Annotated in this window: 23 protein-coding genes; 13 read left to right on the top strand and 10 right to left on the bottom strand. The window is 48.4% G+C overall.

The annotated features are described in order from the left end of the window. Nucleotides 1-300 (top strand): hypothetical protein (locus B3D59_RS15145; RefSeq protein WP_286821371.1); only part of this gene is annotated, 300 nt, incomplete at its 5' end. A 76-nt stretch (nt 301-376) separates the two neighbouring features. On the opposite strand, the gene B3D59_RS15150 is transcribed toward B3D59_RS15145, so the two are convergent. Together B3D59_RS15150 and B3D59_RS15155 are read right to left on the bottom strand one after the other, a co-directional pair. After that, nucleotides 377-1,750, bottom strand: coding sequence for a sigma-54-dependent transcriptional regulator (locus B3D59_RS15150; RefSeq protein WP_286821373.1), 1,374 nt, complete (start codon nt 1,748-1,750; stop codon nt 377-379). A 17-nt stretch (nt 1,751-1,767) separates the two neighbouring features. Further along, on the bottom strand, nt 1,768-3,207 hold the full coding sequence (locus B3D59_RS15155) for a two-component system sensor histidine kinase NtrB (protein ID WP_286821374.1): 1,440 nt from the start codon (nt 3,205-3,207) through the stop codon (nt 1,768-1,770). 239 nt (nt 3,208-3,446) lie between these two features. Between B3D59_RS15155 and pilM the strand changes: the two genes are divergently transcribed. Genes pilM through B3D59_RS15180 form a run of 5 tightly spaced genes read left to right on the top strand, consistent with a single transcriptional unit; the run spans nt 3,447 to nt 8,770 of the window. Continuing rightward, a complete protein-coding gene (gene pilM, locus B3D59_RS15160) occupies nt 3,447-4,499 on the top strand; it encodes a type IV pilus biogenesis protein PilM (protein WP_286821380.1) in 1,053 nt (350 codons plus the stop codon). Beyond that, nucleotides 4,496-5,098: a PilN domain-containing protein gene (locus B3D59_RS15165; RefSeq protein ID WP_277001960.1), complete on the top strand. Its 603-nt coding sequence runs from the start codon at nt 4,496-4,498 to the stop codon at nt 5,096-5,098. The genes pilM and B3D59_RS15165 overlap by 4 nt, the downstream gene beginning before the upstream one ends. Continuing rightward, a complete protein-coding gene (locus tag B3D59_RS15170; protein ID WP_286821388.1) occupies nt 5,098-5,769 on the top strand; it encodes a type 4a pilus biogenesis protein PilO in 672 nt (223 codons plus the stop codon). Before B3D59_RS15165 ends, B3D59_RS15170 begins: the two co-directional genes overlap by 1 nt. A 12-nt stretch (nt 5,770-5,781) precedes the next feature. Next, nucleotides 5,782-6,477, top strand: a complete 696-nt coding sequence (locus B3D59_RS15175; RefSeq protein WP_286821389.1) for a pilus assembly protein PilP — start codon at nt 5,782-5,784, stop codon at nt 6,475-6,477. Then, nucleotides 6,467-8,770 (top strand): type IV pilus secretin PilQ, encoded by a 2,304-nt coding sequence (locus B3D59_RS15180; RefSeq protein WP_286821394.1) that lies wholly within the window; start codon nt 6,467-6,469, stop codon nt 8,768-8,770. The genes B3D59_RS15175 and B3D59_RS15180 overlap by 11 nt, the downstream gene beginning before the upstream one ends. Nucleotides 8,771-8,773: 3 nt before the next feature. Here the strand turns inward: B3D59_RS15180 and B3D59_RS15185 are convergent, their stop codons facing one another. The 4 genes from B3D59_RS15185 to serS form a co-directional block, all read right to left on the bottom strand. Beyond that, nucleotides 8,774-9,529, bottom strand: coding sequence for a tetratricopeptide repeat protein (locus B3D59_RS15185; protein ID WP_286821400.1), 756 nt, complete (start codon nt 9,527-9,529; stop codon nt 8,774-8,776). Next, nucleotides 9,526-10,941 carry a hypothetical protein gene (locus B3D59_RS15190; protein WP_286821403.1) on the bottom strand — a complete coding sequence of 472 codons (1,416 nt, stop codon included), beginning with the start codon at nt 10,939-10,941 and terminating at the stop codon, nt 9,526-9,528. Before B3D59_RS15190 ends, B3D59_RS15185 begins: the two co-directional genes overlap by 4 nt. A 96-nt stretch (nt 10,942-11,037) precedes the next feature. Next, on the bottom strand, nt 11,038-12,537 hold the full coding sequence (gene thrC, locus B3D59_RS15195) for a threonine synthase (RefSeq protein WP_286821408.1): 1,500 nt from the start codon (nt 12,535-12,537) through the stop codon (nt 11,038-11,040). Beyond that, a complete protein-coding gene (gene serS, locus B3D59_RS15200) occupies nt 12,521-13,801 on the bottom strand; it encodes a serine--tRNA ligase (RefSeq protein WP_286821412.1) in 1,281 nt (426 codons plus the stop codon). Before serS ends, thrC begins: the two co-directional genes overlap by 17 nt. A gap of 182 nt (nt 13,802-13,983) precedes the next feature. Here serS and B3D59_RS15205 point away from each other — a divergent pair, with 182 nt between their 5' ends. Next, nucleotides 13,984-14,571, top strand: a complete 588-nt coding sequence (locus tag B3D59_RS15205; protein ID WP_286821418.1) for a 5-formyltetrahydrofolate cyclo-ligase — start codon at nt 13,984-13,986, stop codon at nt 14,569-14,571. Here B3D59_RS15205 and B3D59_RS15210 read toward each other — a convergent pair. After that, complete coding sequence (locus tag B3D59_RS15210; RefSeq protein ID WP_286821422.1) at nt 14,568-15,551, bottom strand: potassium channel family protein; 984 nt, start codon at nt 15,549-15,551, stop codon at nt 14,568-14,570. The two genes, B3D59_RS15205 and B3D59_RS15210, sit on opposite strands and share 4 nt — an antisense overlap. A gap of 157 nt (nt 15,552-15,708) precedes the next feature. On the opposite strand from B3D59_RS15210, the gene B3D59_RS15215 reads away from it, so the two are divergent. The 3 genes from B3D59_RS15215 (at nt 15,709) to B3D59_RS15225 (ending at nt 18,362) form a co-directional block, all read left to right on the top strand. Further along, nucleotides 15,709-16,365: a protein-L-isoaspartate(D-aspartate) O-methyltransferase gene (locus tag B3D59_RS15215; protein WP_286821428.1), complete on the top strand. Its 657-nt coding sequence runs from the start codon at nt 15,709-15,711 to the stop codon at nt 16,363-16,365. A 28-nt stretch (nt 16,366-16,393) separates the two neighbouring features. Beyond that, entirely contained in the window at nt 16,394-17,515 is a 1,122-nt protein-coding gene (locus B3D59_RS15220) for a DUF368 domain-containing protein (RefSeq protein ID WP_286821434.1), read from the top strand. 61 nt (nt 17,516-17,576) lie between these two features. Next, nucleotides 17,577-18,362 (top strand): HD domain-containing protein, encoded by a 786-nt coding sequence (locus B3D59_RS15225; RefSeq protein ID WP_286821439.1) that lies wholly within the window; start codon nt 17,577-17,579, stop codon nt 18,360-18,362. A 3-nt stretch (nt 18,363-18,365) separates the two neighbouring features. On the opposite strand, the gene B3D59_RS15230 is transcribed toward B3D59_RS15225, so the two are convergent. Next, entirely contained in the window at nt 18,366-19,292 is a 927-nt protein-coding gene (locus B3D59_RS15230) for an Hsp33 family molecular chaperone HslO (RefSeq protein WP_286821444.1), read from the bottom strand. A gap of 145 nt (nt 19,293-19,437) precedes the next feature. Here B3D59_RS15230 and B3D59_RS15235 point away from each other — a divergent pair, with 145 nt between their 5' ends. Continuing rightward, nucleotides 19,438-20,208 (top strand): substrate-binding periplasmic protein, encoded by a 771-nt coding sequence (locus B3D59_RS15235; RefSeq protein WP_286821447.1) that lies wholly within the window; start codon nt 19,438-19,440, stop codon nt 20,206-20,208. Nucleotides 20,209-20,310: 102 nt separating this feature from the next. After that, nucleotides 20,311-22,050, top strand: a complete 1,740-nt coding sequence (locus B3D59_RS15240) for a two-component system sensor histidine kinase NtrB (RefSeq protein WP_286821453.1) — start codon at nt 20,311-20,313, stop codon at nt 22,048-22,050. Between the two features lie 27 nt (nt 22,051-22,077). On the opposite strand, the gene B3D59_RS15245 is transcribed toward B3D59_RS15240, so the two are convergent. Then, nucleotides 22,078-22,713 carry a flavodoxin family protein gene (locus tag B3D59_RS15245; protein ID WP_286821460.1) on the bottom strand — a complete coding sequence of 212 codons (636 nt, stop codon included), beginning with the start codon at nt 22,711-22,713 and terminating at the stop codon, nt 22,078-22,080. Between the two features lie 246 nt (nt 22,714-22,959). Further along, complete coding sequence (locus tag B3D59_RS15250) at nt 22,960-24,507, bottom strand: YifB family Mg chelatase-like AAA ATPase (RefSeq protein ID WP_286821465.1); 1,548 nt, start codon at nt 24,505-24,507, stop codon at nt 22,960-22,962. A 183-nt stretch (nt 24,508-24,690) separates the two neighbouring features. On the opposite strand from B3D59_RS15250, the gene lpxC reads away from it, so the two are divergent. After that, on the top strand, nt 24,691-25,324 hold a 634-nt coding region (gene lpxC, locus B3D59_RS15255; RefSeq protein WP_286821466.1), incomplete at its 3' end, for a UDP-3-O-acyl-N-acetylglucosamine deacetylase.

The raw sequence follows: 25,324 nt of genomic DNA on the forward strand, positions 1-25,324 counted from the left end.
TGGCGGGCGCAAGGCGCTTTTCTGGTCAGCGCCGCGCGCGCCAACGGGCAGACCGCATGGGTGCGGGTATCGAGCCTCGCGGGCGAGCCGTGCCGCCTGCGGGCGGACTTTTCAGGCCCGCCCCGCCTTGATGCCGCCGAGGGCGTGGCGATCACGGCCCTGGGCGTAAACCGGTACACCATCGAGCTTGCGAAGGGTGAGACCGCCCTGTTGATCGACCCCGCCTGGGAAGGCGATCCAGTTGTGGCGCCGGTGACGGGATCCATGCCGGACGCGCCGGTTTTCGGTTTGAAGCGGTAAGGAATTGGGCCGCGTGGGCGGGGTGGAGGTGTTCACGGCGCGCATTCTCACTCTGCAACACCGGATGCCAATCCCCTCAGGGGTCGGGCTTGTTGAGGTCGTACTTGGCAATCCGGCGCCGCAGGGCACTATAGCTCACGCCCAACAGCCTTGCCGCCTGGCGCTGGTTCCACCCGGTCTGAGACAAGGCCGCGGTCAGCGTCTGCACTTCGCGATCCTGAAGCACGCTCCGGCTCCGCTCCTCGACAGTCGAAGGACAGGACGCGTCCAGGGCCTCCTCGATGGCACGGGTGTCGCCCGTCAGCATGTAGCACGACATCATGCCCTCGAGTTCGCGGACGTTGCCGGGCCACGCGTAGGCCAGCATGCGCCGCATCGTCTCGACCGGCAAGGGGGGCCGTTCATGCCCGTACTTGACCGTGTACTTCCTCACGAAATGGTCCACCAGCCCGGGGATATCGTCCGTCCGCTTCCGCAACGGGGGAAGGTGTATCGTGAAATGCTGCAAACGGTAGAAGAGGTCACTCCGGAACCTGCGCTTATCCACATCCTCCTCGAGGGGCGCGTTGGTGGCCGCCACAATGCGCACATCGACGTGGATCCGCTCAGTTCCACCGACACGGTAGAAGCTCTTGTGCTCGATGGCCTCGAGGAGCTTCGCCTGGACCGCCGCCGAAATCGCGCCGATCTCGTCCAGAAATACGGTGCCGCCCGCGGCCTGCTCGAAGCGTCCGGGCCGCTGCCGATCCGCCCCGGTGAACGCCCCCTTGTCGTAGCCGAACATCTCCGATTCCAGCAGGCTCTCCTGGACCGCCGGACAGTTCACCTTGCAGAATGCCCCTGTGCGGCTTCGCCCCGAAAACTGATGAATGAGCTGCGCGGCCACATCCTTTCCCGTCCCCGTTTCGCCGCGCAGAAGCACGGTCAGGTCCGAGTGGGCCACTTCTCGAATGAGCCGCGCGACCTTGCGCATCTCCGGGCTGCCGCCAACGAGCATGGGGCCGCCAGCTTCGCCGAGCACAAATCCAGGCTCTTCCCCCTCGGTGGAAGACTCGAGGGGAGGGAGCGGCGGGGCGCCGTGGCTCCGGGAAGCGCCGTCCAGGGCCTTGCGCACGATGTCAACGACCCGGCCGATATCGTCCGGCTTGCGCAGGTAATCAAACACCCCCTCGCGCAGAGCGGTGATCGCCGTGTCCACAGTCGGGTGCCCCGTCAAGATGACGATCTGGATATCTCCGGATAGCTCTTTGAGGGATTGAATGAGGTCAATGCCGGACATGCCCGGCATTTTGACATCGGATAAGACCAGGTCAATGGCCTGGCTATTAAGGATATCCAGAGCCTCCATCCCGCTGGATGCGGTGAACGGGGTATACCCTTCTCCGGACAGAATCTCCCCTATAATCATTGGGTAGTGTTTTTCGTCATCCACAATCAATATATTTTCCATTATAACTCCCGGATAGTTTACTGCGCTGCGGGCAGGCGTATCTCCACCCTGGTCCCGCTGGGTTGGGCATTGGTTATGCTGATTTCCCCGTGGTGCGCCTGAATGATGTTTTTAATGATACCAAGGCCTAAACCGGTTCCCATTTCCTTGGTGGTGAAAAAGGGCGTCCAGATTTTTTTTAGCACATCTTCGTCAATGCCCGGGCCGGTGTCTGTAAAGCTGGCATGGACAAACCCGGGCTCATGCCATGTGGCAATGGTGATGCTTCCATCCGTCTGGTCCATGGCCTGAAATGCATTTAGGAAAATATTTAAAAAAGCCTGATAGAGCATGGCAGAGTCCCCAAGAATGTCCGACACCGGGAGGCTGCCCTGGTACTCCCGGATGATTTTGATATCTTTATGCTCATCTAAGGACGATAAAAAAGTGATATTTTTTTCTATGATGTCTTCCAGACAGCAGGGCCTTAAGTCTGCGATTTTAGGTTTTGCAAAATCAAGGAAATCTGTGATGATGCGGTCTAAACGCGTGGATTCTTCAACAATGATTCCCGGAATATTGCTGGATGGATCCAGTTTTGCCATTTTTTTTTCCATCAGCTGTGCAGAGCTTTTTATAATCCCTAAAGGATTGCGAATTTCGTGTGATACGCCGGCGGTCATTTCACCGATTGCGGACAGGTGCTCAGCCTGATGCAGTTTTTCTTCCAGCTTGAGCCTTTCTTCAGCCCTGCGCTCAATAATACTCTCGCCATGTTTCACCACAAACCGGAGAATAAGAAAAAGAATGCCCATGATCGTAGCGCAACTGACGACAATCAGTCCCTGGAGTTTAAATACCTGCTGATAGTCATCAGATACATCCCTGATAATTTGAATAACGCCGATAACCATCCTGTCTTTTTCCCGGGTGAGTTGGACTTCCTGCATCAACGGGGCAAAGGTAACAATTTTTGTCTCTTTGGGAAACCAGAATGTCAGCTCAATCCGGTTGCCCTGCTGAATGAGCTTGGAGGTTACCTCCTTTTTCATGGCTTTTTCATAATGAACCCCCCCGGCATTTTTTTTGCCGATCTGAGCTTTGTCCAGGCTGTAGGCAATAACATTGTCCGTTGCGTATATATTGACCATGTCAACATGGAAACTATGCAGGGTGTTTTTAACAACCGTGTCAAGAAGTTGATACTGGCTTGGTTCCCGCAACTTTATCTCTCCATGTTTGAAAACCACAGGCCAGACAAATCTTAAAAATATTTGATGGTTGAGGTTTTCCACCAGAAGTTGGTTATACTCCTTGCTTTTTTCAAGCAGTATTTTTCTTACCCAGTGGGCATTCAAAGCCGCAATGACGATGGTTGCCGTAAGCATGACAACAAGGCTTGAGACAGTGAAGGCTTTGACGAGCACAAAAGGCCGGGTGCCTGAATTGTCGGTCTCTTTCTGTTGTTTTATTTTCACATTAATTCGTCTTTTTGGATGCCTTTGATTATAAAAAAAAAAGTCATGTTTTTGGGGTTTTAAATTTGGCAAGCACCTTTTTTATTTGCTATTCAATCAGTTAAATAGTTTTATTCTGCTTGACTTTACGCCCATTTCGTATCAAATATATAGTCATATAAGTTTAGGATATCAATAACTATTATTTGCATTCTTCATATCAAGCCCATTGCGACAGTCATAGTTGGGGATAGATGCGTATGATGTTTGGAAAAAAAGATCATCTTGTAGGCCTAGATATTGGAGCTGCTTTCGCCAAAGTGGCCGAACTGAAGACAACCAAGAAAGGCAGACGGCTTCATAAATTCGGCATCGCAAAGATCCCCGAAGGCATGATTCAGGAAGGCCGGATTGCCGATACGGAGGGGTTGGCTGAAATTATTCGCTCCTTGTTTAAGTCGCAGAATATCAAGGAAAAAAATGTGGCGATTTCCACCGGCGGCCATTCGGTTGTTATCAAGACCATCAGCACATCAAAGGTGCCTGACGAGGAACTGCATAGAAATATTCGGGCAGAGGCCGAGCAATATATTCCTTATGATATAGATGATGTTAATATCGATTACCAGATTTTGGGTGACAGCGAATACTCTTCTGAACAGATGAATGTGCTTCTTGTCGCGGTAAGACAGGATCTGGTCGATGAATATGTTGAGCTGATTCATATGGCAGGCCTTAATCCAGTTATTATTGACGTAGATACGTTTGCCCTTCAAAATGTTTATGAAACGCTTCCTGATGTAGATCATGAGCGAATAACCCTGCTGCTTGATGTGGGGGCTTCCAAAACAAGTGTGAATATCCTTCAGAATAACAATTCCATGATGATGCGGGACATGACCAACGGATGTTACCAGCTTGTTTCTGTTGTCAGTGAGCGACTTGAGATTGACCGGGAAAAAGCCTTGCAGATCATCATGGGCGAGGTTGATTATCCGGAATCTGGACAGTCGTTGGACGACCTGTATGAAATCGTTGTCGACAACTGGTGTTCAGATATCTGCGAGGTGGTTCATACCTTTGAGTCCGGTCCCGGCAATGACGGGATTGAAATGATTGTTATCAGCGGCGGGGGTGGTTTCATAGATCTGCTGGCTGAGAAATTGACTGCGGCGCTCAAGGTAACTGTCTCAAAGATTAATCCCTTTGCCGGACTGGTCAGCGATTCAAAAGAACTCGGTGAACTGGAAGCGTACCAGCTTCTGTCCCCCATCGCACTGGGGCTTGCCATGAGACGGGTGAATGACAAATGATACGAATCAATCTGTTGCCGTTCAGGCTTGCCAGGAAAAAGGAAAACATCCGCCGTCAGGTATCCGTATTTTTCCTTTCCCTTATTTTTATTTTTCTGGCATTGGGTTGGGCGCTCTCTATGTTAAACAATAAAATCAGCCTGATTCAGAATGAGGCTGCCCAGGTAAGGGCTGAAAGCCTCATGTATAAGAAAAAAGCGGATAAGGTCACCCAGATTAAGAAAAATCTGGCGATTCTGGAGGAGAAACTGGCCATCGTTGAAAATTTGAAAAAAAGAAAAAATGAGCAGCAGATATTGTTGGAGGAGTTGGCGCAACGGCTTGTAGAAACAAAAATGTGGTTGCTCAGTGTGGCTGCAGATGCCCAGACCGTTTCTTTAAAAGGGATTGCCTTTGATAACCCGACCATTGCCGCATTCATGAGAAATCTTGAAAGTTCTCAATTGTTTGGAACTGTAGATTTAAAGCTGTCAAAAACAAAGGAGTTTAATAATAATCTCCGGTTAAAAGAATTTGAGATATCCTGCACAAAGAGACTGTCCGAACCGGCACCCGACGAGACGGATAAGGGTGGAAAGTCTACAAAAAGGGAAAAATAATGGCAGGGAAAACGAAACAGAGTACTGAAAAAAAAAGTGGGAAGATAGACGTCCTGTTTGAAAAAATAGGTGAGTTGACAAAAATCCAGCGTCTGCTTATTTGTCTGGGCACAGTGGGCTTAATTTGTGGCGGGTTTTATTTTCTGCTGCTTGGCCCAAAGCTTGATACACTTACGGCAGCCAGGCAAGATCTGGAAAGTCAGAGAACTCTTTTGTCAACGTACAAGGCTAAAGCCGCAGCCCTTGAAAAGGTGGAAGCTCAGATGGCCCAAGCCCAGGAACAGTTCAACATTGCCATGACCGCTCTGCCGGATAAAAGAGAACTGCCTTCTTTGCTGGATGAAATATCCAAGGCAGGAAGGGATGCCGGGCTTGAAGTCCAGTTATTTGCGCCCCAGAACATGGTGGAGAATGCGTCCTATATAGAAATCCCTTTGTCCATGACGGTGGCGGGGCGTTACCACCAGATGGCCGAATTTTTTTATCGGGTTGCAGGGTTCAACCGTATTGTCAATATGTCGACCATCAATATGAATCGGATGTCCGGAAAAGAGGTAGCGGACAGAAATACAATTCAGATGCAATGCGTTGCCCTGACCTACATGTTTGTTGAACCCAAGGAAGATGAGGGTACGGGTGACAAAGGCAAGAAGAAACACACAAAGAGGTAGAAGGCGCCGGATATGGAAAAATTAGTTAAAATATTTTGCGTGGCCGGTTTGGGTGTCTCATTACTGTTTGTATCAGCCTGCAATGAGGAGCAGTCCCCTGCGCCAAAACAGACAAGACAGCCCCAGGAGGTTTCCAAACCTATTTTTAAATCAAATCCGCCGGTAGCGCTAACGCCTGGCCCCGGGGATACCGGGAAAAAACAGGCCCTGATCTCTGAGTTGAAACCAGTGCAGGATCCAGTCAAAGAGAGCCAGGCCGGTGGTGATATTGATGGTGCAGGCAGCTTACAAAAAGCCGGTATTTCTATACCCATGGAAAAATATGACAGCAAGGATCGGGTGGATCCCTTTATTCCTTTGATTGCTGAGAAAAATGAGGTTGTCGGGTCAGCTTCATCCGGGGATTCAAAGCTCGAAAGCGAAAGAATATTGACCCCCCTGGAAAAATTGGAATTAAGCCAGGTTAAGCTGGTGGCGGTTGTTGAAATGCAGGACAGGGCCATTGCTATGGTGGAGGAAGCCGGCGGTAAAGGGTATGAGGTCTCCATTGGTACTTATATCGGTCCCAATGGCGGGAGGGTTACATCCATTACCAGCACAGGTATTAAGATTGAAGAAACAGTAAAAGATTATCAAGGAAAAAGCCTTAAGCGTTATGAGGAGATTAAATTTCATAAAAGCGAGGATGGGGAAGAAGATGATTCTTAATTATCGGTCTGTACTCAGACATTATGTGACAGGTCTTATCGTGTCGGTTCTGATGCTTTCCTTTACGGCAGGGTGCGTAACCCAGAAAACCGCAGTAGAGGCAAGTACAGCTAAGGTTGAGGAGAGTCCGATTTCCCATGACGATTCTGCGTCTTTACCCAAAACCGTTAACAAAATATGGGTCAACCCCAAAGCAGATGCGTTTGAGGTATGGATACAGGCTTCCGGGCCTTTGAATGATTATACTTCCATTAAGCAGTCTTTCCCCTTTGCCGTGAGCGTCTATTTGTCCAATGTCCATCTTGCCCGGGGGCTGGTGGATGCCGGATACTTTTCCGACTCCCGTGTCAGCGATATAACGGTCGGTTTTATTGATAAGGCCCAAACAACAGTCAAGGTGGATATCCTGCTTAAAGCGGACCTGCCGTACATTGTGGAGGAAAAATCGGACCGTTTGGGTATCATTATCAAGGGCAGTCAGGCCCTTTCCGAACAGTCGGCAAAGGCCGGCTTTATTTCAGATGACTCCGGACAGGGATGGAAAGATGTTGTGGAACCGTCCAAAGATGTTTCGATTCCTGGAACAACAGCCCATCTGACCCATATTGAATTTGACAGTAATAATCTTGGCGAATCTGATGTTCAGATTCTAACGGATCATCCGGTTCGATACGAAACCGTTCAGAATCGCAATGATTCCCTCGGACTGATATTGTATAATACAACGGTGCCCCTCCACCATCAGCGGCCTCTTTTAAGCCGGTATTTTAATTCTGCCGTGGAACAGGTTATGCCCAGGCCAAACCCTGCAAATCATAATGATACGCTGGTGGATATCAAGATCAGGGAAAAAGTGCCGTTCCAAGTGGTTCAAACCACTAAGGGCATTCATGTGATCTTTCAAGCCCCCAACGTCTCTCCGCCTGAATTTGATCAAGTCAAAGTCAGTTCGGACGCCGGCAAAAATACCCCTCCCGGATTAAAAAAATATGATCAGGGGGAATCAACGACCCAGGCAAAGAGGCCTTCCCCGGACCAGGATCCTTTGTTAAATCCTTCCTCGGTCCGGTATACCGGTGAAAAAATTAAACTGGACTTTTATGAAACAGATATTAAAAATGTTTTCAGGATATTAAAAAGTGTAGCCGGCGTGAATTTTGCAATTGGCAGGGATGTGCAGGGTAAAGTGACACTGACTCTTCAGGATCCGGTACCCTGGGACCAGATTCTTGATCTTATTCTGAAAATGAATAATCTTGGTAAAAAGATGGAGGGCAATGTCATCCGTATTGCCACCACAGAAACCCTTGCCAAGGAGGAAACTCAACGTCAGGAAGCCATTGCGGCTCGGCAAAAATCCGAAGAACAGAAACAGGCCCTGGAGCCCCTTGTCACCGAATATATTCCTGTCAATTATTCAGATGCAAAGAAGGATATTGAAGCCCATGTATCCAAGATTCTCACCCCGAATCGGGGCAAGATTTCAGTGGATGCCCGTACCAATCAGCTGATTATTACAGATACCCAGGCTAAAATCGACCAGGCTTTTGAGCTCATCAACCGCCTGGATACGGTAACGCCCCAGATAATGATTGAGGCCAAGGTGGTTGAGGTCACCAAGGAATTTTCCAGAAGTTTCGGGATCAACTGGAACCTGTCCAATGCGTCTAATACGACATCTGGCTTTGTTGATGATTTTTCTGTGTCTGTTAACACATCAGGTGTTTCAGGTGATTTTTCCTTTTTCGGACTGTTCGGGTCTTCTGTCACCGCATTGAATGCAAAGCTTGCGGCGTCCGAAGAACAGGGAGACGTCAGGATCGTATCCTCCCCAAGAATTTTGACCCTGGACAACAAAAAGGCCATGATCAAACAGGGCCAGCAATATGCCTATCAAGAGCTTAATTCTGACGGCACGGCTGGTGTGGCGTTTAAAGACATTGACCTGCTGCTGGAAGTCACCCCACATGTTACGCCGGATAACAGAATTTCCATGAACGTGCGGTTGACCAAAAATGACGTTGGCCCCGAAACTACCGAAGGTGTCCCGTCCCTGGTGACAAATGAGGCGGAAACAGAGCTTTTGGTCAATAATAACGATACGGTTGTTATCGGTGGAGTTATCAAAAGTACCCAGAGCCAGGACACAGATGGTGTTCCTTTTCTGGCCAACCTTCCGGGGTTAGGCTATCTTTTTGGTACAAATGCCAAGGTTGATAATCGAAATGAACTGCTTATTTTCTTGACGCCTTCCATTGTCCAGCTTGAGCAGAAAAGGCATATTGTACAATAGTATTTACTGCAGTTCAAACAGACGCTGTTCTGCCTTGTGGTAAAGACTGGAATTTTTAGGGGCCAACTGCATCACCACCCGCCAGGTTTTGATGGCCTGGCCAGTCCGGTCGCAGGCTTCATATGCCTGGGCAAGGTCTGCATGGAATATGACGGTGTCCGGAGATCTTTTTATATTGTTATCCAAGTATGCGATGGCCCTGTCTGTCTGGCCGGTTCGGATATAGACCTGGGCAAGGCCATGGATGGCCTGGATAAATCCGGGCATTTCCCTTAATGCTTTAAGGAAATATTTCTGGGCTATGGAGTAATCATTCTGTTCCAACTGGGCCCATCCGATATTGGCCAACGGGTAATGGGGGGTGGGGTAGGTCATATCTTCAAGGACTTTGTTGAATGTCTTTATGGCAATATCCCATTTTTTCTCCCGAAGGTAAGCGGCACCAAGATTGTTCAGGGCCTCGGTGTAATCTGGCTTGAGCGCCAGGGCTTTGTTGAAGACCTGAATCGCCAGATCATCTCTTTCTTTTCCCATGTAGGCCAATCCCAGGCTGTTTTGAATATATGGGTCGTCAGGTGCCAATTTTTCTGATTCAAGCAGTTTGCTTAATGCCGCCGTATAGTTCCCCTGGGCCTGGAATACATCGCCTTCCTTTTTGATGGCCTGGGCGATTTTATTTTGTTTTTGGGTCTGTACCGTTGAGGTACAGGATGCCATGACAGAACAGATACAAATCAGGATAAACAGTTTTGTTTTCATCGGGCCGACTCCTTATTCAGCATAATCACATCAATTTTTTCGTTTTCCAGAAAGTTTGTAGCTCTTTTGAAAAGGGGTATCCTGGTGAAAAAGAGCTTTTCCAGGCCTTTTTCAATGTAAACACCTGGGATATTATATACTTTCCGGTCTGTATTAAACGATGGGTCTTTCCACACCTGATACCCAAGTTGGGAAAAAAGGCGGGTACAGATATCTTCAAACGTGAGATCCGAAGGTAGGTCAACGATCTGGTTTCCTTGGCTTTTTAAGACGTCAAGTGCTTTACCGTAAACGCTTCCCGAATTGATTAAAATATCAGACGCGTGCTTATGGGTGATCCTGCCTAAAGAGACCGTCATCTGTACTTTGTTGACGGATAGGGGGAAATAGACCCGGGGCTCATAGGAATAAGATGTGGCGGCGATAAGAAGCCGAATCAACGATTCATGGGATCTGGGAACATCCTTCATGGTCTGTGTGTTGAGCAGCATCTTGGCATTGAGGACTTCACTGTATTTTTTAAATTGCAGATTTTTCCAATAGCCTTTCATAGCAGCAACAAGGTCTGGATCCATGGACGCTTCACTGGCATCTGGCCCAAGCAGCACGGTTTTTTTTCCGGTATCGTCACTGATGACGGGTGTTATTGACAAATCGATGCATTGAGGCTTGCCGCCTTGGCTGTCGGACGGGAAAAACAGGTTTCCCTGATGCATGAGGTGACCCTGGATAAGCCGGGTATAGCGTTTTAGATCTGTCAACTGCGCCATGGACAGAGGCTTGGGTGAATGGGTGGCTGTTCGTTTCTCTTCGGAAATGTTGGTGGCAACGTTATTTGCGAGCGGTGCAACATCTTTTCCCATGGCAATGAAATCGGTAAACCAGGGCTGGGAAAGAATTGAAGGGTCAGGGATTGCGATGGTTGTCCCCTGATAGATACGGTTGATATCCGTTATGTTTGGATTGAGGTGAAGCACGATTTTTTCCCCCGTCCTGGATATATGGCCCCTGGATGTTAAAAATTCTTCGGAAAGCAGTTCTGATATGGTCTCCCCGGCTTTGACCTCGTGTTCATGGATGTGCCGGGATAGGGTGGCAGAATTAATCTCTGTAGAGAACTCCAGCACCGGTACCGCCACCATGCCGTTGTTCTCGTGTTTGTAAGCATTTTTATCCACCTGTTTAAGGGGAATCAGAATCTGGCTGCCGGGGGAAATGGCATCAATATTGCTTATTTGCGGATTGATGCTTTTAAATATTTTTAAAAACAGCGGGAAATCTGACGCGGATATTTCTCCTTTCTGGCGAAAAATTTTATACAGCCATTCATCTTGCCCGACCAGATAAGGCTCGCACAGGTAACCCCGATCTTCGTAAGTGAATAGAGAATATTTTTTAATACTGGTTTTCACCCCCGTTGCTGAGAAAGCGGCGCAAGGGGTGAAAAAAAACAGTATGGCCGGGATAACAATACGTCTGATTATGATGTCCCGGGGGAAAGACATAGATCAAAGCCCTAAACGGGTGGCGATTTTTTCTGACACATCCTTTACGAATTTTTGGAATTGTGATGGACCAAGGGGTTTTTCCTGGGACGGAATCAATTCGGGATCATCGGGTGAAATAAAATCCGGTAAATTGATAAACCGGCTGTCAGATGAAATACCGTAAGCTTCAGCCAGTTCGCCCTTAAAATAGAGGTCCTGGAATCCGGAAAATTTAATGGCATGTGCCGTGGCATCCAGAATCACCGTTTCGCTCTCATCCACGAGATCCAATGCCTTTGCCTGGACCATCCCTGCAAGACATTCGCCTCCCTGGGTGCAGGTGATATGCCCGTTTTGGTTGGCTGTGAGCTGCCAGTCCATGATCTGCTGTTCTTTTACCTGGACCACAAAAACATTTCTGTGGCCGCTGGCCGCATCATACTCCCTGGCGATCTGGATCACCCTTGGCATGGATACGGGGTTGCCGATCATGGCTGCCTGGGCAACACTCGGCTGGGTCTGGACAGGGATAAATTTACGTTTGCCCTCATCCGGTTCAAGGTAGTATCTGTATACCGGGTCAGCATGTTCGGACTGAACCCCAATGATTTTGGGAAGTTTATTGATGATGCCGGCATTGTAAAATTTTAAGAAACCGTTCATAACCGCTGAAATATTTCCGGCATTGCCAATGGGCACCATGACCACTTTTTTATCCATATCCCAGTCAAAATCCTGCGCGATTTCATAGGAATAGGACTCCTGTCCCAGTATCCGCCAAGCGTTTTTGGAATTGAGCAGTGCCACCGGATAGTTTGAGGAGAGATGCTCCACAACTTTCATGCAGTCGTCAAAAACCCCCGGGATTTCAAAGACCCTGGCACCGCTTCCCAACGGCTGGGCCAGCTGGGCGGAGGTGACCTTTTTATGGGGCAGAAGTACGGCAGATTTTACTTTAGATCCCAGGTAGGAGGCATAAAGGGCTGCCGATGCCGAGGTATCGCCGGTGGAGGCGCATATCGAGATGACCTCGGAGACAAATCCCCGGTCAATAAGATATTTTATGCTGGACAGGGCGGAGGCCATGCCCCTGTCTTTAAATGAGGCTGAAGGGTTCTGGCCGTCGTTTTTGTAATAGAACTTTAACCCGGTTTTTTCCTGGAGCGCGGTGTTGGCCTCCACCAGCGGCGTGTGTCCTTCACCCAGATAGATGATCGATTCAAGGGGGATGCTGGGGCCTATGAATTCGTGGTACCGGTAAATCCCTTTAAGGGCCGGGATCTTAAGCATCTTGCGGTAATCAAATATTCTCTGCCAGGTTTCGCCTGAAATGGCGTTGAGCTGGTCTTTGTTCCGGTCATGGATCAGCAATACCTCGTTGCATGCCGGGCACACATATAAAAGTTCTTCAATGCCGTATTCGGCACCGCAGCCAAGACATTTATAGTATAGTTCCCCCTTGGGCGAGGGGATGATGTGTGGTCTGATATCCTCAGGAAACAGATTAAGATTCGTATTCAATGATTTCTAACCCTCCCATATACGGTACCAGTGCTTTGGGCACTTTGACGGTTCCGTCTTTCATTTGATAGTTTTCAAGAATTGCTGCAAAGGTCCTGCCCACGGCCAGCCCTGACCCGTTCAGTGTGTGGCAGAATTCAGGCTTTTTGGCGTTTTCTCGTCTGAAGCGGATGTTTGCCCGCCTGGCCTGGAAATCAAGGCAGTTTGAACATGAGGATATCTCTCTGTATTTATCCTGGCCGGGCATCCACACTTCAAGGTCATAGGTTTTTGCGGCGGAAAATCCCAAGTCCCCGGTGCACAAGGTGACCACCTGGTATGGCAGTTCCAGGCGTTGGAGAATGTCTTCGGCGTTGGCCAGCAATGATTCAAGCTCATCAAAAGAGCTCTCCGGAGAGGTGATTTTTACCATTTCCACTTTGTTGAACTGGTGTTGGCGGATCAGTCCTTTGGTGTCTTTGCCGTAGGAGCCTGCTTCGGACCTGAAACAGGGGGTAAATGCCGTAAATTTCAGGGGCAGCTTGGATTCATCCAGGATTTCTCCGGCCGGGATGTTGGTCATGGGCACTTCTGATGTGGGAATCAGGTAGTAATCCCAGCCCTCAAGCTTAAATAGTTCTTCCTCAAATTTAGGCAGCTGGCCCGTTCCGGTCATGGTTTCCCTGTTTACGATAAACGGCGGTAAAACTTCCTTATACCCGTGCTCCGTGATGTGAATATCCAGCATAAAATTGATTAATGCTCTTTCCAGGCGCGCGCCTGCGCCGATGTACAAAGGAAATCTGGAACCGGCAAGTTTTGCTGCACATCCAAGATTGAGAATGCCTAAGGCTTCGGCAATATCCGCATGGTCCTTGATCTCAAAATCAAATGACGGTGGGGAACCCCAGGTCTTTTCAAGCCGGTTTTCAGTGTCATCCTTTCCCATGGGCACATCTTCATGGGGCAGATTGGGAATATTAATAAGGAACGACTTGATCCAGGCGTCCAGTTCATTGAGTGTTTTGTCCATTTCCTTAATTTGCTCAGAAACGCCTTTCATCTTATTTATGCTTGGCTGGGCGTCCTGGCCGGATTTCTTCATTTTGGCAATTTCATCAGAAACAGTATTTCTTAGGTGCCGTAACTCTTCAATATCAACTAAAAGGGATTTTCTTTTTTCCTCATTTTCAAGAAATGGGGAAAAATCAATGTTTGCTCGGCGTTTTTTCATGCCCTGGACAACAGTATCCAGGTCATTTTTAATCAATTTTATATCAAGCATTTTTGATTTTTGTCCTGCATGATTATAGGGTTGACGGGTGGCTGATTATAATATTTTTACAATTATATTCAGATAACACGGGCCATGTAAACAGTCAACGGATTATTGCCGGTTGACAATTGTCCGACAGTGTATAATATTTCGCAAAAAAATTATTGTACAATAATCTAAGGAATACCATTATGGATGAAGCTAAAAGCGGTAAAAACAGTGTGTTGAGCCAGGTTGCCGAACGTATGAACGCCCTGTCCCCGGAACAGATTGAAGAGAAATATAATATCATTGAAAATAAATTGTTCGAATTTGCAAACTTTTTAGAAGCCCATCAGGTGTTCCTGTACCCGCCCGGAAGTAAGGAAATTCCTACGGAAAAGATTATCCGAAAAGCTATGGAAATTCAGAAAAGTATTATTCTACCGGTATTTACAGATGTTAAAAATACTTTCCTTTTGTATAAGATCAGTCATTTTGATAAAGATTTGGTGACCAACGCCCATGACATGCTTGAGCCCAATCCCGAGCGGTGCAAGAAAATAGCCCTGGATGATGTCGATATTGCCATTATCCCGGGTCTGGCCTTTGATGACAAGGGCGGACGCATGGGATTCGGAAACAATTACTATTCAAAGCTGATCACAAAATTGCCTGAAACCTGCCGTAAGGTAGCCTTGGCTTATGAAGAGCAGATTGTTGATCAGATTCAGATGGAGTCAAGAAAATATACGGTGGACATCATCATTACCGATGCCCGGGTAATCTATAAGATTTAAACATTACCAAGCGCACGCCTGAATGCCTTCAAGTCTTCGGTTTTTCCCATGACAATCAGTGTGTCCCAGGGGTGGATAATGGTTTCAAAACTGGGGGCAAACACCATGTGGCCTGACTTCTCTTTGAGTGCAATAATGATCAGGTTGTAGTCCTGCCGAATACCGGAATCCTTAAGCTGTTTTCCTGCATAATTTGATGTTTCCGGTACAAAGGCTTCTTCAAGCTGGATGGCATCGCTTTCCCGGGACAGCGCCGTGTTCAGAAAATTGGAAACCGTAGGGCGCAACAGCTTCAGCCCCATGGAAATCCCACCGGTATCATAGGGGCATTCCACCTGGTTGGCGCCCGCCACATAGAGTTTTTTTATCACCATGGTGCTTATTGCCCGGGCCATAATATAGATGTCGGGATTGAGTTGTCTGGCTGTGAGTACCAGGAACACATTTGCCGCATCCGTTCCAAGAACCGCCACCAGTGCCTTTGCCTGTTTGATTCCGGCTTTCTCCAGAATTTCCTCATTTCCGGCATCTCCGATGATATAGTGAATTTTATCCTTTTCCAGGAGATCTTTGAGTTCTTCACTTTGTTCAACCACAACAATGTCTATGGTCTCTTCGGCTACGAAGTTGCACAGAATTCTGCCGATTCGACCGTATCCGCAGACAATGTAATGATTTTTCATTTTTTTTATTTTGCTGTTCAAACGTTGCCTCCCCAGCATGCTTTTAATTTCACCGTCCACAACCGAAGTGATAAAAACACCGCCCAGATAGAGAAAGTACCCTACGCCTGTAAATATCAGAAAAATGGTGAACAATCGTCCGCCGTTGGACAGATCGTGGACTTCAAGAAAACCCACCGTACTCAGGGTGATGGCCGTCATATATGCGGAATCAAGGACCCCCCAGCCTTCAACGGCCATGTATCCGCCCGTGCCGATGCAAAAAAATAGGACCGCGATAAACACGGTTATTACCATTTTAGAAGTTTTATCCATGGCTTACTATTACTTTCACTGGCGTCCAAATGCAAGGGAAAGATGAAGGCCGGATAATTACCATAACGGCTTTTATTACAGGCTTTAAACCCGTTTTCTAATGCTTGACGGCCTCGGCGGTTGCTGATATTAAAAGACCATGACTGACGAACCTACAAAGTTTTCGCGTTGGCGCAGGGATATGGTGGAAAAACAGATTATTGCCAGGGGGGTAACTGATCCTTTGGTGATCCAGGCCATGATCGAGGTGCCCCGCCATCTTTTTGTCAGTGAGGCCCTGGTTGACAGTGCCTATGGGGATTTCCCACTTCCCATTGGTGAGGGACAGACCATTTCCCAGCCTTTTATTATCGCTGAAATGACCCAGAGTCTGACCTTGACGGGCCAGGAGCGTGTCCTTGAGATCGGTACGGGCTCTGGTTACCAGGCTGCCGTGCTCTCCCGTATTGTTTACAGGGTGTATACTATTGAACGGAACAATGCTCTTTATCTGCGGACTCGGAAACTGTTTGACCGTCTGAAATACCATAATATCGTAACCCGCTATTCCGACGGCACCACGGGCTGGAAAGCCGAAAGCCCCTTTGACGCCATCATTGTCACGGCCGGAGGGAATCGGATACCCGAACCTTTAGTGAATCAGCTTATAGAGGGGGGGCGCCTGGTTATTCCCGTGGGGGGACTGCATTCCCAGGAACTTTTACGTATTGAAAAGACCAGCACGGGTATTAAGACGGTCAATTTAGGTGGTTGCCGTTTTGTCAAGCTTATCGGTGAACACGGCTGGCCTGCTTAATACACCCTAAATATTGAGGTAAAATTTGATGTCCTTTTCTTCTTCTGCTCCGTCGGCAACCATAAAAGAGTTGCTCATGGGGTTCTGTTTAGGCGTTGCCAATATTATTCCGGGGGTGTCCGGCGGGACCTTTTTGCTGGTTTTCGGAATATATGAGCGGGTATTTTTAATTTTAAATCAGATTAATAAAAACTTTGTCCTGAAATGCCTTAAACTTGTCTTCGCCTGTTTCATGCACCCGGTTCAGGGCGTTAAAAATTTTTATGCATTTTTTAAAGAAAACGGTTTCTTTTTCCTGTTTAAACTTGCGGCCGGGACCGCCGTTGCCATTCTTGCCCTCTCCAGTCTGATGAAATATCTTTTGCTCCACCATTTTTGTGTAACCTATTCATTTTTTTTCGGGTTGATCCTGGTTTCTATCATCATTCCGGTAAAGATGCTTAAGCGTTTTGATGCCCGGGCCGTGCTTTGCCTTCTGGCTGGGGTCGGCATCACTGTGTGGGTATCCGCCATGGTCAATCCCTACGATAAAATTAAGATGAAGTCTGATTATCTTTCCCGAATCTTCCCGGTTCAGGGCGCCTCTGCTGCGGGAATGGATGCTTCTATGCCTGAATCGGGAAAAATTGCGTCAACGGTCCAAGGTTATTCACCTGAGGATTATCTGTATATTGCATTTTGCGGTGCTATTGCCATTTCAGCCACTATACTGCCGGGTGTCAGCGGTTCTTTGGTATTGATTTTAATGGGAACTTATTTTGATGTTATTTCGGCTATTTCTGAATTAAAGTCCTTTCATTGGGAGACTGTTGTCTTTCTGGGAATATTCGGCCTGGGGGTTATCTTCGGCGGCCTTATGTTTGCCCGGCTGGTCAGTTTTGTCCTTTATCGTTGCTATAATGCCACCATGGCCTTTTTAGGCGGGCTGATGGTAGGCTCCCTTTATGCTTTGTGGCCCTTTAAAGAGACCGTGTTGATGGCGCAGCAGTATGTGAAACAGGCAGGGGAAATCATCTGCCTTGACAATGTGGCAGTCCAGACCAATATTAATGTTCTTCCAACCAAAGATGATCCGGTGATCGCAGCGTTTGTTTTTTTTGTGCTTGGCGGCATTATCATGATGCTTTTTGTCAGAAAAGAGGCCGGATAACTAGGTCGGTGGGCAAATCACCCTTATGAAAATTCCATCCATTGTCCTGGAAAATTGATCCATGATGACCCATGATGATTTTTTAAAAATAGAAAAACAGTTTTATGCGTATACCAGACCTTTTGTCGACAGGGCTGAAGACGCCTATCCATTTGTACTCAAACAGGAACACACTGCCCGGGTCTGCAAGGCCATGAAAATGCTTTGCGCATCACTTGATCTTGACGGGCCGAAAACGGCCCGTGCTTGTGCTGCCGCCATGGTTCATGATATGGGCAGATTCCCCCAGTTTGCCGTCTTTCACACCTATGCGGATGCCCGTTCCAAAAACCATGCAGCATTAGGGTGCCGGGAAATAGTGCGAAGCAACATTCTTTCCCATTTGTCCGTTACAGACAGGCAGTTGATTTTGCGGGCAGTGGCCCTGCATAACCGCCCCCGTCTTTCCGGAAAGCTCGGGAGCGATTTAAGTCTTCTGGCCCGTCTGCTCAGGGATGCGGACAAAATGGATATTTATAAAGTAATGAAAGACCATTATCTGAATTCGGATTCAAGTCACGGTTTTATTACCTATGATTTGCACGATGACGGCAAAATACCGACAGCCGCTGCCCAACTCCTTCTTGAAACCCGGCAGAACGATTTAAGCTGTGTAAATACCCTCAATGCCATGAGGGTGTTTCAGGCCGGAATGGTTTATGATTTAAATTTCTCCGCTGCAGCTGCCGCTATCCTGGATATGGAAGTCATTCCTGTCCTGTTGGGCGGTATTCCTCCATCAGATCTCATTACCCGGCTGGAGCAGACTCTTTTGGATCATCTGAAATCTCTTGCCACACAAAAGTAATGGCTATCCGCTAAGCACACCGGTTAACTCCTTTTGGCTGAACCGGTAGACGGAATTACAGTGATGGCATCGAAGCTCCAATGGAAAGGGACCGTTTGCCAGGATATCAGCACACTCTTCTTTGGGTAGGTTCTTTAGGTAAGCGCCCATCCGTTCCTTTGTGCACGGGCAGTAAAATTCTACTCGGGAACTGCCCAGAAACCGCGGTGACAGATCGGCAAAGCCGGTCTCAATAATGGATTCCGGTGTTTGATTCTGGGCAAAGCAATTGCCTAAAGCATTGATATTTCGGATCAGGTTTTCGGCCCGGGCAACGTTGTCCGGTTGCGCACCCGGCAGTGCCTGGAGAAATATACCGCCTGCACCCGTAACGTTTTCATTTTCATCAAAAGCCACGCTCAGGATGAAGCCGGAAGGAATCTGTTCCGAGGTCAGAAAGTATTCAGCCAGATCTTCGGCAATGGCGCCGTGAACCAGGGCAATCTGGCCGGTATAGGGTCGGTTTGTATCCTCTATGTACCGGGATACCGACAAAAAACCTGCCCCGTAAAGGGTGGACAGCCATTTTATTTTTTCCGGATTTTCTATTTCAATTGGGTTGGCTTTTAAATATCCGCGGATCTCTCCAAGAGCGTTGGCCTCCACATCAAGGCCCTTTATGGGACCGGAGCATTGGATCTTCATTGCAATCCGGTCCCGGCCTTTCAGGGGTCCGCTCATCAGGGCCGCGGCAATGTAAGCCTGACCCAGAACCAGGGTTTCCAAAGGACCCAGATCATGATTGGCCTGCATCTCTTTGACCATCCGGGTTGCATGTACCACCACCCCTTTGATCTGGTCATTCGCCATTAAAAACCGGTACAGCCGCTCTTTGGCCGAGGCCTGGAACTGGGCTTTTACATCATGCTCAAATATATCTTTTTTTATCATCTTCTAATTCCCCAAAGTAATCATGACGTGTTATTATAAGACCTGATTGGTAAATGTAAACCATTAGGCTTTACATGGGATTTGAATCCCCGTATGATAATTTTTATACGTTCTGTAATAAAAACTGTTCGGTCCAGAGAATATTATGAGAAAATTGTCAGGTGTTATAGGCATTATTGTTGTGTTGGTATTTCCCGGTATGATCATGGCTCAGGACGGTTTAACCATTGCTTATCCTGATTTTTACCCCTTTTTTACCCGGAAAGATAACGGCGAAATGGCCGGTTTCTTTTACGAAATTATTTCAGAGGCTCTGGATAAGCGCATGGGCGTCACCGTACACTGGCGGCAGATGCCCTGGAAGCGATGCCAGGAGGAGGTACGAGCCGGCAGATACGATGGAATGATAACCGTTCCCACGCCGGAACGATCTACCTATTGCCTGACCCATCAAGATCCTTTGTATCTTAAAAAAATGGTCCTGTTCACCTATGCGGGACATCCGGATCTGGACCGGATCCGGACCATCGAATCTGTCCGGGATATCAAGGCTATGGGATACAGCGTGGTAACCTACAGCGGCAACGGGTGGCATGATAAACACATCTCAAGCCTGGGTATTCCCTCCTGGGAAACCAGCGAAGTCCACAATGTCTGGAAAATGCTGGCCGCCGGAAGGGGGGATTTGGCAATTGAATGGCCCGCGGGAGCCCGGCTGGGCATGCAAAGAGCCGGGGTGAGGGACAAAATTATTGACACCGGGATTGCTCTTCAATCAATGACCTTTCATCTCATGATCCATAATGGGTCGGGGTATACTCGTATCCTTAACCGGTTTAACCGGACCATAAACGATATGGCCGGTGACGGCACAATGACAGGTATACTTGGCGCCTACGGCATAACCTCATTCTGATTTTGAATTGATAGCGTCCCATTCAGCTGGGACTGAACCCAATTTTACAAACAACTAAAATCAAAAGAAAAGAAAAAAAATTAGTTACTCAGAAGTGAAAATATGGCGCGTTTGATTGAAGATCATATCCGGCTGGTATTTGTGCTGCTGCTGGCTTTATTTACTGCGGGGTTTTTATTGTTTTTCACCTGGTATCAGGATATTGTTTTTAAACATGCACAAGAGCGGCTCAGGCAAGATGCCCTTGTCATTGCAGAGTCCCTGTGGCGGTACGAGACGCCCCCATTTGCTTATCTGATACTGTCTGCCCGGTCCAACAGCTATAGGACGGTGCAGGTTATTGACGATTCACAAAAAGAATATGCCGCGGTTAAGGGCCAGGCACCTTCGTTTACGGAACGTATGATGGCCCGGGCGGGGCTGCTGCCGGTGGTTGAACTGGAAGAACCGGTCAGGTACCAGAATCGGACCATCGGCACCATAGAAGTGGACTGGCAGAACCGGGCCGCCTTTATCTATTTTTATGTGATCATATGCCAGGTCCTGCTCTTTGCCGGACTCTGGTTTTTTTTAAATCTGTATATCGCAAAGAAAACCCTGGAAGAGCGGGTTAAAGAACGTACGGCAGATCTCAGGGCGAGCCGGGCACGGCTCCAGTCCATACTGGATTCCATGCCTTCGGTGCTTATCGGCGTGGACCCGGCAGGGAATATCACCCTATGGAACAACAGGGCGGAACAGGTCTCTGGATTTCTTACAGAAGAGGCCCTGGATCGCCCCCTGGAAAAGGTCTATCCCCGTTTGGCCCCCAGGATGGACCAGGTAAGGGAGGCCATTGCCACCCGCAGGGAGAGAGTGAGTAAGAAACAGGCCCGGATGCAGGACAATTTGGTCTGTTATGAGGATATCACCGTATTCCCCCTGGTGGCCAACGGGGTGGAGGGGGCGGTGATCCGTGTGGACGATATCACTGATCAGGTCAGGATGGAAGAGATGATAATTCAGTCTGAAAAAATGCTCTCCGTGGGTGGACTGGCTGCGGGTATGGCGCACGAGATCAACAACCCCCTGGCAGGGATCATGCAGACCGCCAATGTAATGAAACTGCGACTTGAGAATATCGACATCGCGGCAAACAAACGGGCGGCATCCGACATCGGCATCTCCACGGAACAGGTCCGGGCATTTATGGAAAAGCGGGGTATTTTCAACATGCTTGAGGCCATCAATGAATCCGGGGCCCGGGTGGCCGTCATTGTGGACAACATGCTCAGTTTTGCCAGGAAATCCGATGCCATTGTCTCTTCCCACAATCCCGCAGAACTCATGGACAGTATTCTGGAGCTGGCGGCTACGGATTATGATCTTAAAAAGCAATATGATTTTAAAACCATTAAGATTGTCAGGGAATATGAAGAGAACCTGCCCATGATTCCCTGTGAAGGGGCGAAAGTACAACAGGTGATTCTCAATATCCTGAGAAACGGGGCCCAGGCCATGCTCGAAGCCGGTCGGAACCGGCCCTGCTTTATCCTGAGGATTTCAACGGAGGCCGAGGCCGGCATGCTGAGAATGGAGATTCAGGACAACGGCCCGGGTATGACCCGGGAGATCCGTAACCGGATATTCGAACCCTTTTTTACCACCAAGCCCCCCGGGGTGGGCACCGGCCTGGGCCTGTCCGTATCTTATTTTATTATTACGGAAAATCATAAGGGTACACTGGGGGTATCTTCCGCACCGGGCAAAGGGGCAAATTTTATTATCCGCCTTCCCCTGGCCTCGCACTCTTTGGAAAGAAGAGAGGCTGAGGAGGACGAAAACCATGCTGCTTTCACTTGATTTATTTTGCTAACTAAGCTCAAACAACTATCTGATAAAATTGGTCATGATTTTGGCAACCGGTTCAGGCGGGGGAAATTGTTCTTTTCCATGTTCCATAATTTTCATGAGCCATGCCATATTTTTACCTAAAACCGCCATGATTTGTTTACCTTCTCCATCCTGCGTCACTTGCCCCGGGGCAAGACCATGTGCCACATTCCAGTAATTTGAAGAGGGCATGACCATTTCGGAGTAATTGATATAATGATTAAGGGAATCAACTGTCGAAATCCCGCCTGATCGCCGGACAGCTGCAACAGCTGCGCCGACCTTGTTCCGGAACAGGCCGCCGTTAACCGAAGCAACGAAAAATGCTCTGTCAAGGAAGGATTTCATTGTCCCTGCAACACCGGAAAAATGAACAGGAGAACCAAGTAGAATGCCGTCGGCTGCCTTTATTTTCTGAATCCATTCATTAACCGGATCGTCATCAAGGGAACAAGCTTGATTTTGTTTTTTTACACAATCGAGACAGGCAGTGCATCCCTGTATCTTTTTTTTGCCGACATGGATCATCTCCGTCTCAATCCCGGCATTTTCCAGCTCCTCAAAAATCATGTTCAGTGAACAGGCTGTATTTCCCTTTTTATTAGGGCTGCCATTAAATCCAACAACCTTCATACTTATTCTCCTTTATATGTTTTGTTCATACTATCGCATCAATAATAACCAAGAGATTATAAATAAAACATTTTTTACTCCAAAAAGCTCATTCTTTTTTCTCCTATTTTAAAAAAAAGTTGGTAAGGCGGGGTTTGAGCTTCGTTTTATCGGCAGAGAGAAACAATAGCGGCAAAATTTCCCTACGTTCTGCCGGTAGGGCGGACAAAATGCGGTGTGACCCACTGCAGGACGTTGGGAACAGCATCAACCAAAGTCCTCCCGGGCCTGATCCAGGCGTTTGTACTGAACCGCCTCAAGAACATGGGGTTTGTGTATATCGTGGGCGCCTGCCAGATCAGCGATGGTTCTGGCAAGTTTTAATATGGAGGCATAGGCCCGGCCGGACAGGTTAAACTGTTTCATGGCCTGTTCAACCACCCTGCTGCTTTGGGCATCCAGGGGACAAAATTGCTGCAAAAGCTTTGGGCCCATGTCTGCATTGGCAAAACACGTTGTTCCGGCCTTTTTAAACCGAAGGGTCTGTATCTCCCGGGCCTTTTCCACCCGCTTCCGGATGGATTTGGAAGACTCCCGGTGTCCATCTGCCGTCATTTCCTGAAAAGACAACCGGGGAACCTCCACAAGGATGTCCATTCTGTCCATGAGCGGGCCTGAGATTTTGTTTTTGTACTGCTCAATTTTTGACGGAGTGCAGGTGCATTCCCTGTCCGGATTGGTGAGATTGCCGCAGGGGCAGGGGTTCATGGCGCCTACGAGCATAAACCGACATGGAAAGGTGGCCTTGGCGTTGGCCCGGGCCAGGGTGATGACGCCCTCCTCTATAGGCTGGCGCAGAACCTCCAGCACACTGCGCCGGAATTCAGGCAACTCATCCAGAAACAGTACGCCGTTATGGGACAGCGTGATTTCACCGGGTCTGGGCACTGTGCCGCCGCCCACAAGTCCTGCATCGGAGATGGAATGGTGAGGGGATCTGAAAGGACGTGCGCCCAGGGGCTGACCCGGTTCCCGGGCCACCCCGGCCACCGAATAGACCCGGGCGATTTCCATGGCCTCTTCAAAGGATGGTTCCGGCATGATTCCCGGCAAACATTTTGCCATCAGACTTTTCCCGGATCCCGCCGGACCGTTGAACAGGATATGATGATGCCCTGCTGCCGCAACTTCCATGGCCCGTTTTACATGGGTCTGGCCCCGGACATGGGAGAAATCGTTTTCCCGGTCTGTTCCATCTGTTTCCAGAAGCATGGACAGATCAGGTTCCAGGGGCGCAAGTTCTGTCTTTCCTGCCAGAAAAGTCACCACCTGAGTCAGATGATCCGGCGCCAGGACCTCAATGTCTTTAACGAGCGCTGCTTGCGCTCCGTTCTCTTTGGGCAGGATAATGCCTTTGAATCCATTGTCCCGGGCGGCCAGGGCAAAGGGCAGTGCTGCCTTGACCGGCCGCAGGTACCCGTCCAGGGACAACTCCCCGGCAAACAGCCAGGATGCCGCTGCAGATGCCTGGAATAACCCCCGGGCACAAAGAATTCCTAAAGCTACGGGAAGGTCCAGGCCCGTACCCTCTTTTTTGAAATCCGCGGGCGCCAGGTTTACCACCACTCTGTCCATGGGGAATGTATATCCGGCGTTCTGGAGGGCAGACCGGACCCTGTCCCGGCTTTCCCGGACAGCGGTCTCAGCCAGCCCCACCATATTGAATACCGGCAATCCCAGTGTGATGTCTACTTCAACATCTACAACAATGGCCTCAAACCCGTTTACTGCGCAGGACTTCATTTTTGCTATCATTTAAGGCCTCATTTTAAAAAATTTAAGATAAGAGAGAAAAAATGGAACTTAATTCATTGAAATCATGTTAAATTGTCATAAAATGTCTGCATGCCAAATATTTTTCTCATTTGTTTTGCTTTGTATTTTTAAATCAGCTATATATACCACGTTTTATCGTATTCAGACACTTTGGAACAGAAAATGAACAGTTTTTATAATCAGCAAACCATCGCCGGAAAGGTGAGTCTTTCGGGGACAGGCGTCCATTCGGGTAAAAAAACTAACCTGACCATCCGGCCTGCCAAGGAGAACCACGGCATTAAATTCCGGCGTATAGATCTTCCTGGAACCCCTGATATCCCGGCGCTTTTCAAGCTGGTGGTGGATACCAGCCTTGCCACGGTTATCGGGGACAATGGCGTTATTGTTTCCACCATTGAGCATCTGATGGCAAGTTTTGCAGGTCTTGGCATTGACAATGCCCTGGTGGAAGTGGACGATTATGAGATCCCCATCATGGACGGATCAGCCAGGGAATTTACCCGGGCGATAACCGACGTGGGCGTGGTAGATCAGGATAAACCCAAGCACCTCTTTATCGTGAATGAGCCCATAGAAATAACACAGGGAGATAAATGGGTTCGGGTGGAACCTGAACCCTGTTTCAAAATTTCCTGCATCATAGACTTCAACCATCCGCTTATCGGCCTGCAGAAAATTGTCTATGACAGGGCGGAAAATAACTTTAAACAGGAAATCTGCGGGGCCCGGACCTTTGGGTTTGTTAAAGATCTTGAACTGCTGAAAAAATTCAGTCTTGGCAGGGGGGGAAGCC

This window comes from Desulfobacter sp. UBA2225 (genome assembly GCF_002348205.1).
Taxonomy (GTDB): Bacteria; Desulfobacterota; Desulfobacteria; order Desulfobacterales; family Desulfobacteraceae; genus Desulfobacter; species Desulfobacter postgatei.

Bases quoted from the DNA above. Each gene is read 5' to 3' on its own strand.
- B3D59_RS15230 (WP_286821444.1), bottom strand. From the start codon at position 19,292: ATGATAAAAAAAGATATATTTGAGCATGATGTAAAAGCCCAGTTCCAG.
- B3D59_RS15205 (WP_286821418.1), top strand. From the start codon at position 13,984: ATGGATGAAGCTAAAAGCGGTAAAAACAGTGTGTTGAGCCAGGTTGCC.
- B3D59_RS15210 (WP_286821422.1), bottom strand. From the start codon at position 15,551: ATGGTAATAACCGTGTTTATCGCGGTCCTATTTTTTTGCATCGGCACG.
- B3D59_RS15225 (WP_286821439.1), top strand. From the start codon at position 17,577: ATGATGACCCATGATGATTTTTTAAAAATAGAAAAACAGTTTTATGCG.
- B3D59_RS15235 (WP_286821447.1), top strand. From the start codon at position 19,438: ATGAGAAAATTGTCAGGTGTTATAGGCATTATTGTTGTGTTGGTATTT.
- B3D59_RS15150 (WP_286821373.1), bottom strand. From the start codon at position 1,750: ATGGAAAATATATTGATTGTGGATGACGAAAAACACTACCCAATGATT.
- pilM (WP_286821380.1), top strand. From the start codon at position 3,447: ATGATGTTTGGAAAAAAAGATCATCTTGTAGGCCTAGATATTGGAGCT.
- B3D59_RS15170 (WP_286821388.1), top strand. From the start codon at position 5,098: ATGGCAGGGAAAACGAAACAGAGTACTGAAAAAAAAAGTGGGAAGATA.
- B3D59_RS15245 (WP_286821460.1), bottom strand. From the start codon at position 22,713: ATGAAGGTTGTTGGATTTAATGGCAGCCCTAATAAAAAGGGAAATACA.
- B3D59_RS15185 (WP_286821400.1), bottom strand. From the start codon at position 9,529: ATGAAAACAAAACTGTTTATCCTGATTTGTATCTGTTCTGTCATGGCA.
- B3D59_RS15175 (WP_286821389.1), top strand. From the start codon at position 5,782: ATGGAAAAATTAGTTAAAATATTTTGCGTGGCCGGTTTGGGTGTCTCA.
- serS (WP_286821412.1), bottom strand. From the start codon at position 13,801: ATGCTTGATATAAAATTGATTAAAAATGACCTGGATACTGTTGTCCAG.
- B3D59_RS15215 (WP_286821428.1), top strand. From the start codon at position 15,709: ATGACTGACGAACCTACAAAGTTTTCGCGTTGGCGCAGGGATATGGTG.
- B3D59_RS15180 (WP_286821394.1), top strand. From the start codon at position 6,467: ATGATTCTTAATTATCGGTCTGTACTCAGACATTATGTGACAGGTCTT.
- B3D59_RS15250 (WP_286821465.1), bottom strand. From the start codon at position 24,507: ATGATAGCAAAAATGAAGTCCTGCGCAGTAAACGGGTTTGAGGCCATT.
- B3D59_RS15165 (WP_277001960.1), top strand. From the start codon at position 4,496: ATGATACGAATCAATCTGTTGCCGTTCAGGCTTGCCAGGAAAAAGGAA.
- B3D59_RS15240 (WP_286821453.1), top strand. From the start codon at position 20,311: ATGGCGCGTTTGATTGAAGATCATATCCGGCTGGTATTTGTGCTGCTG.
- B3D59_RS15220 (WP_286821434.1), top strand. From the start codon at position 16,394: ATGTCCTTTTCTTCTTCTGCTCCGTCGGCAACCATAAAAGAGTTGCTC.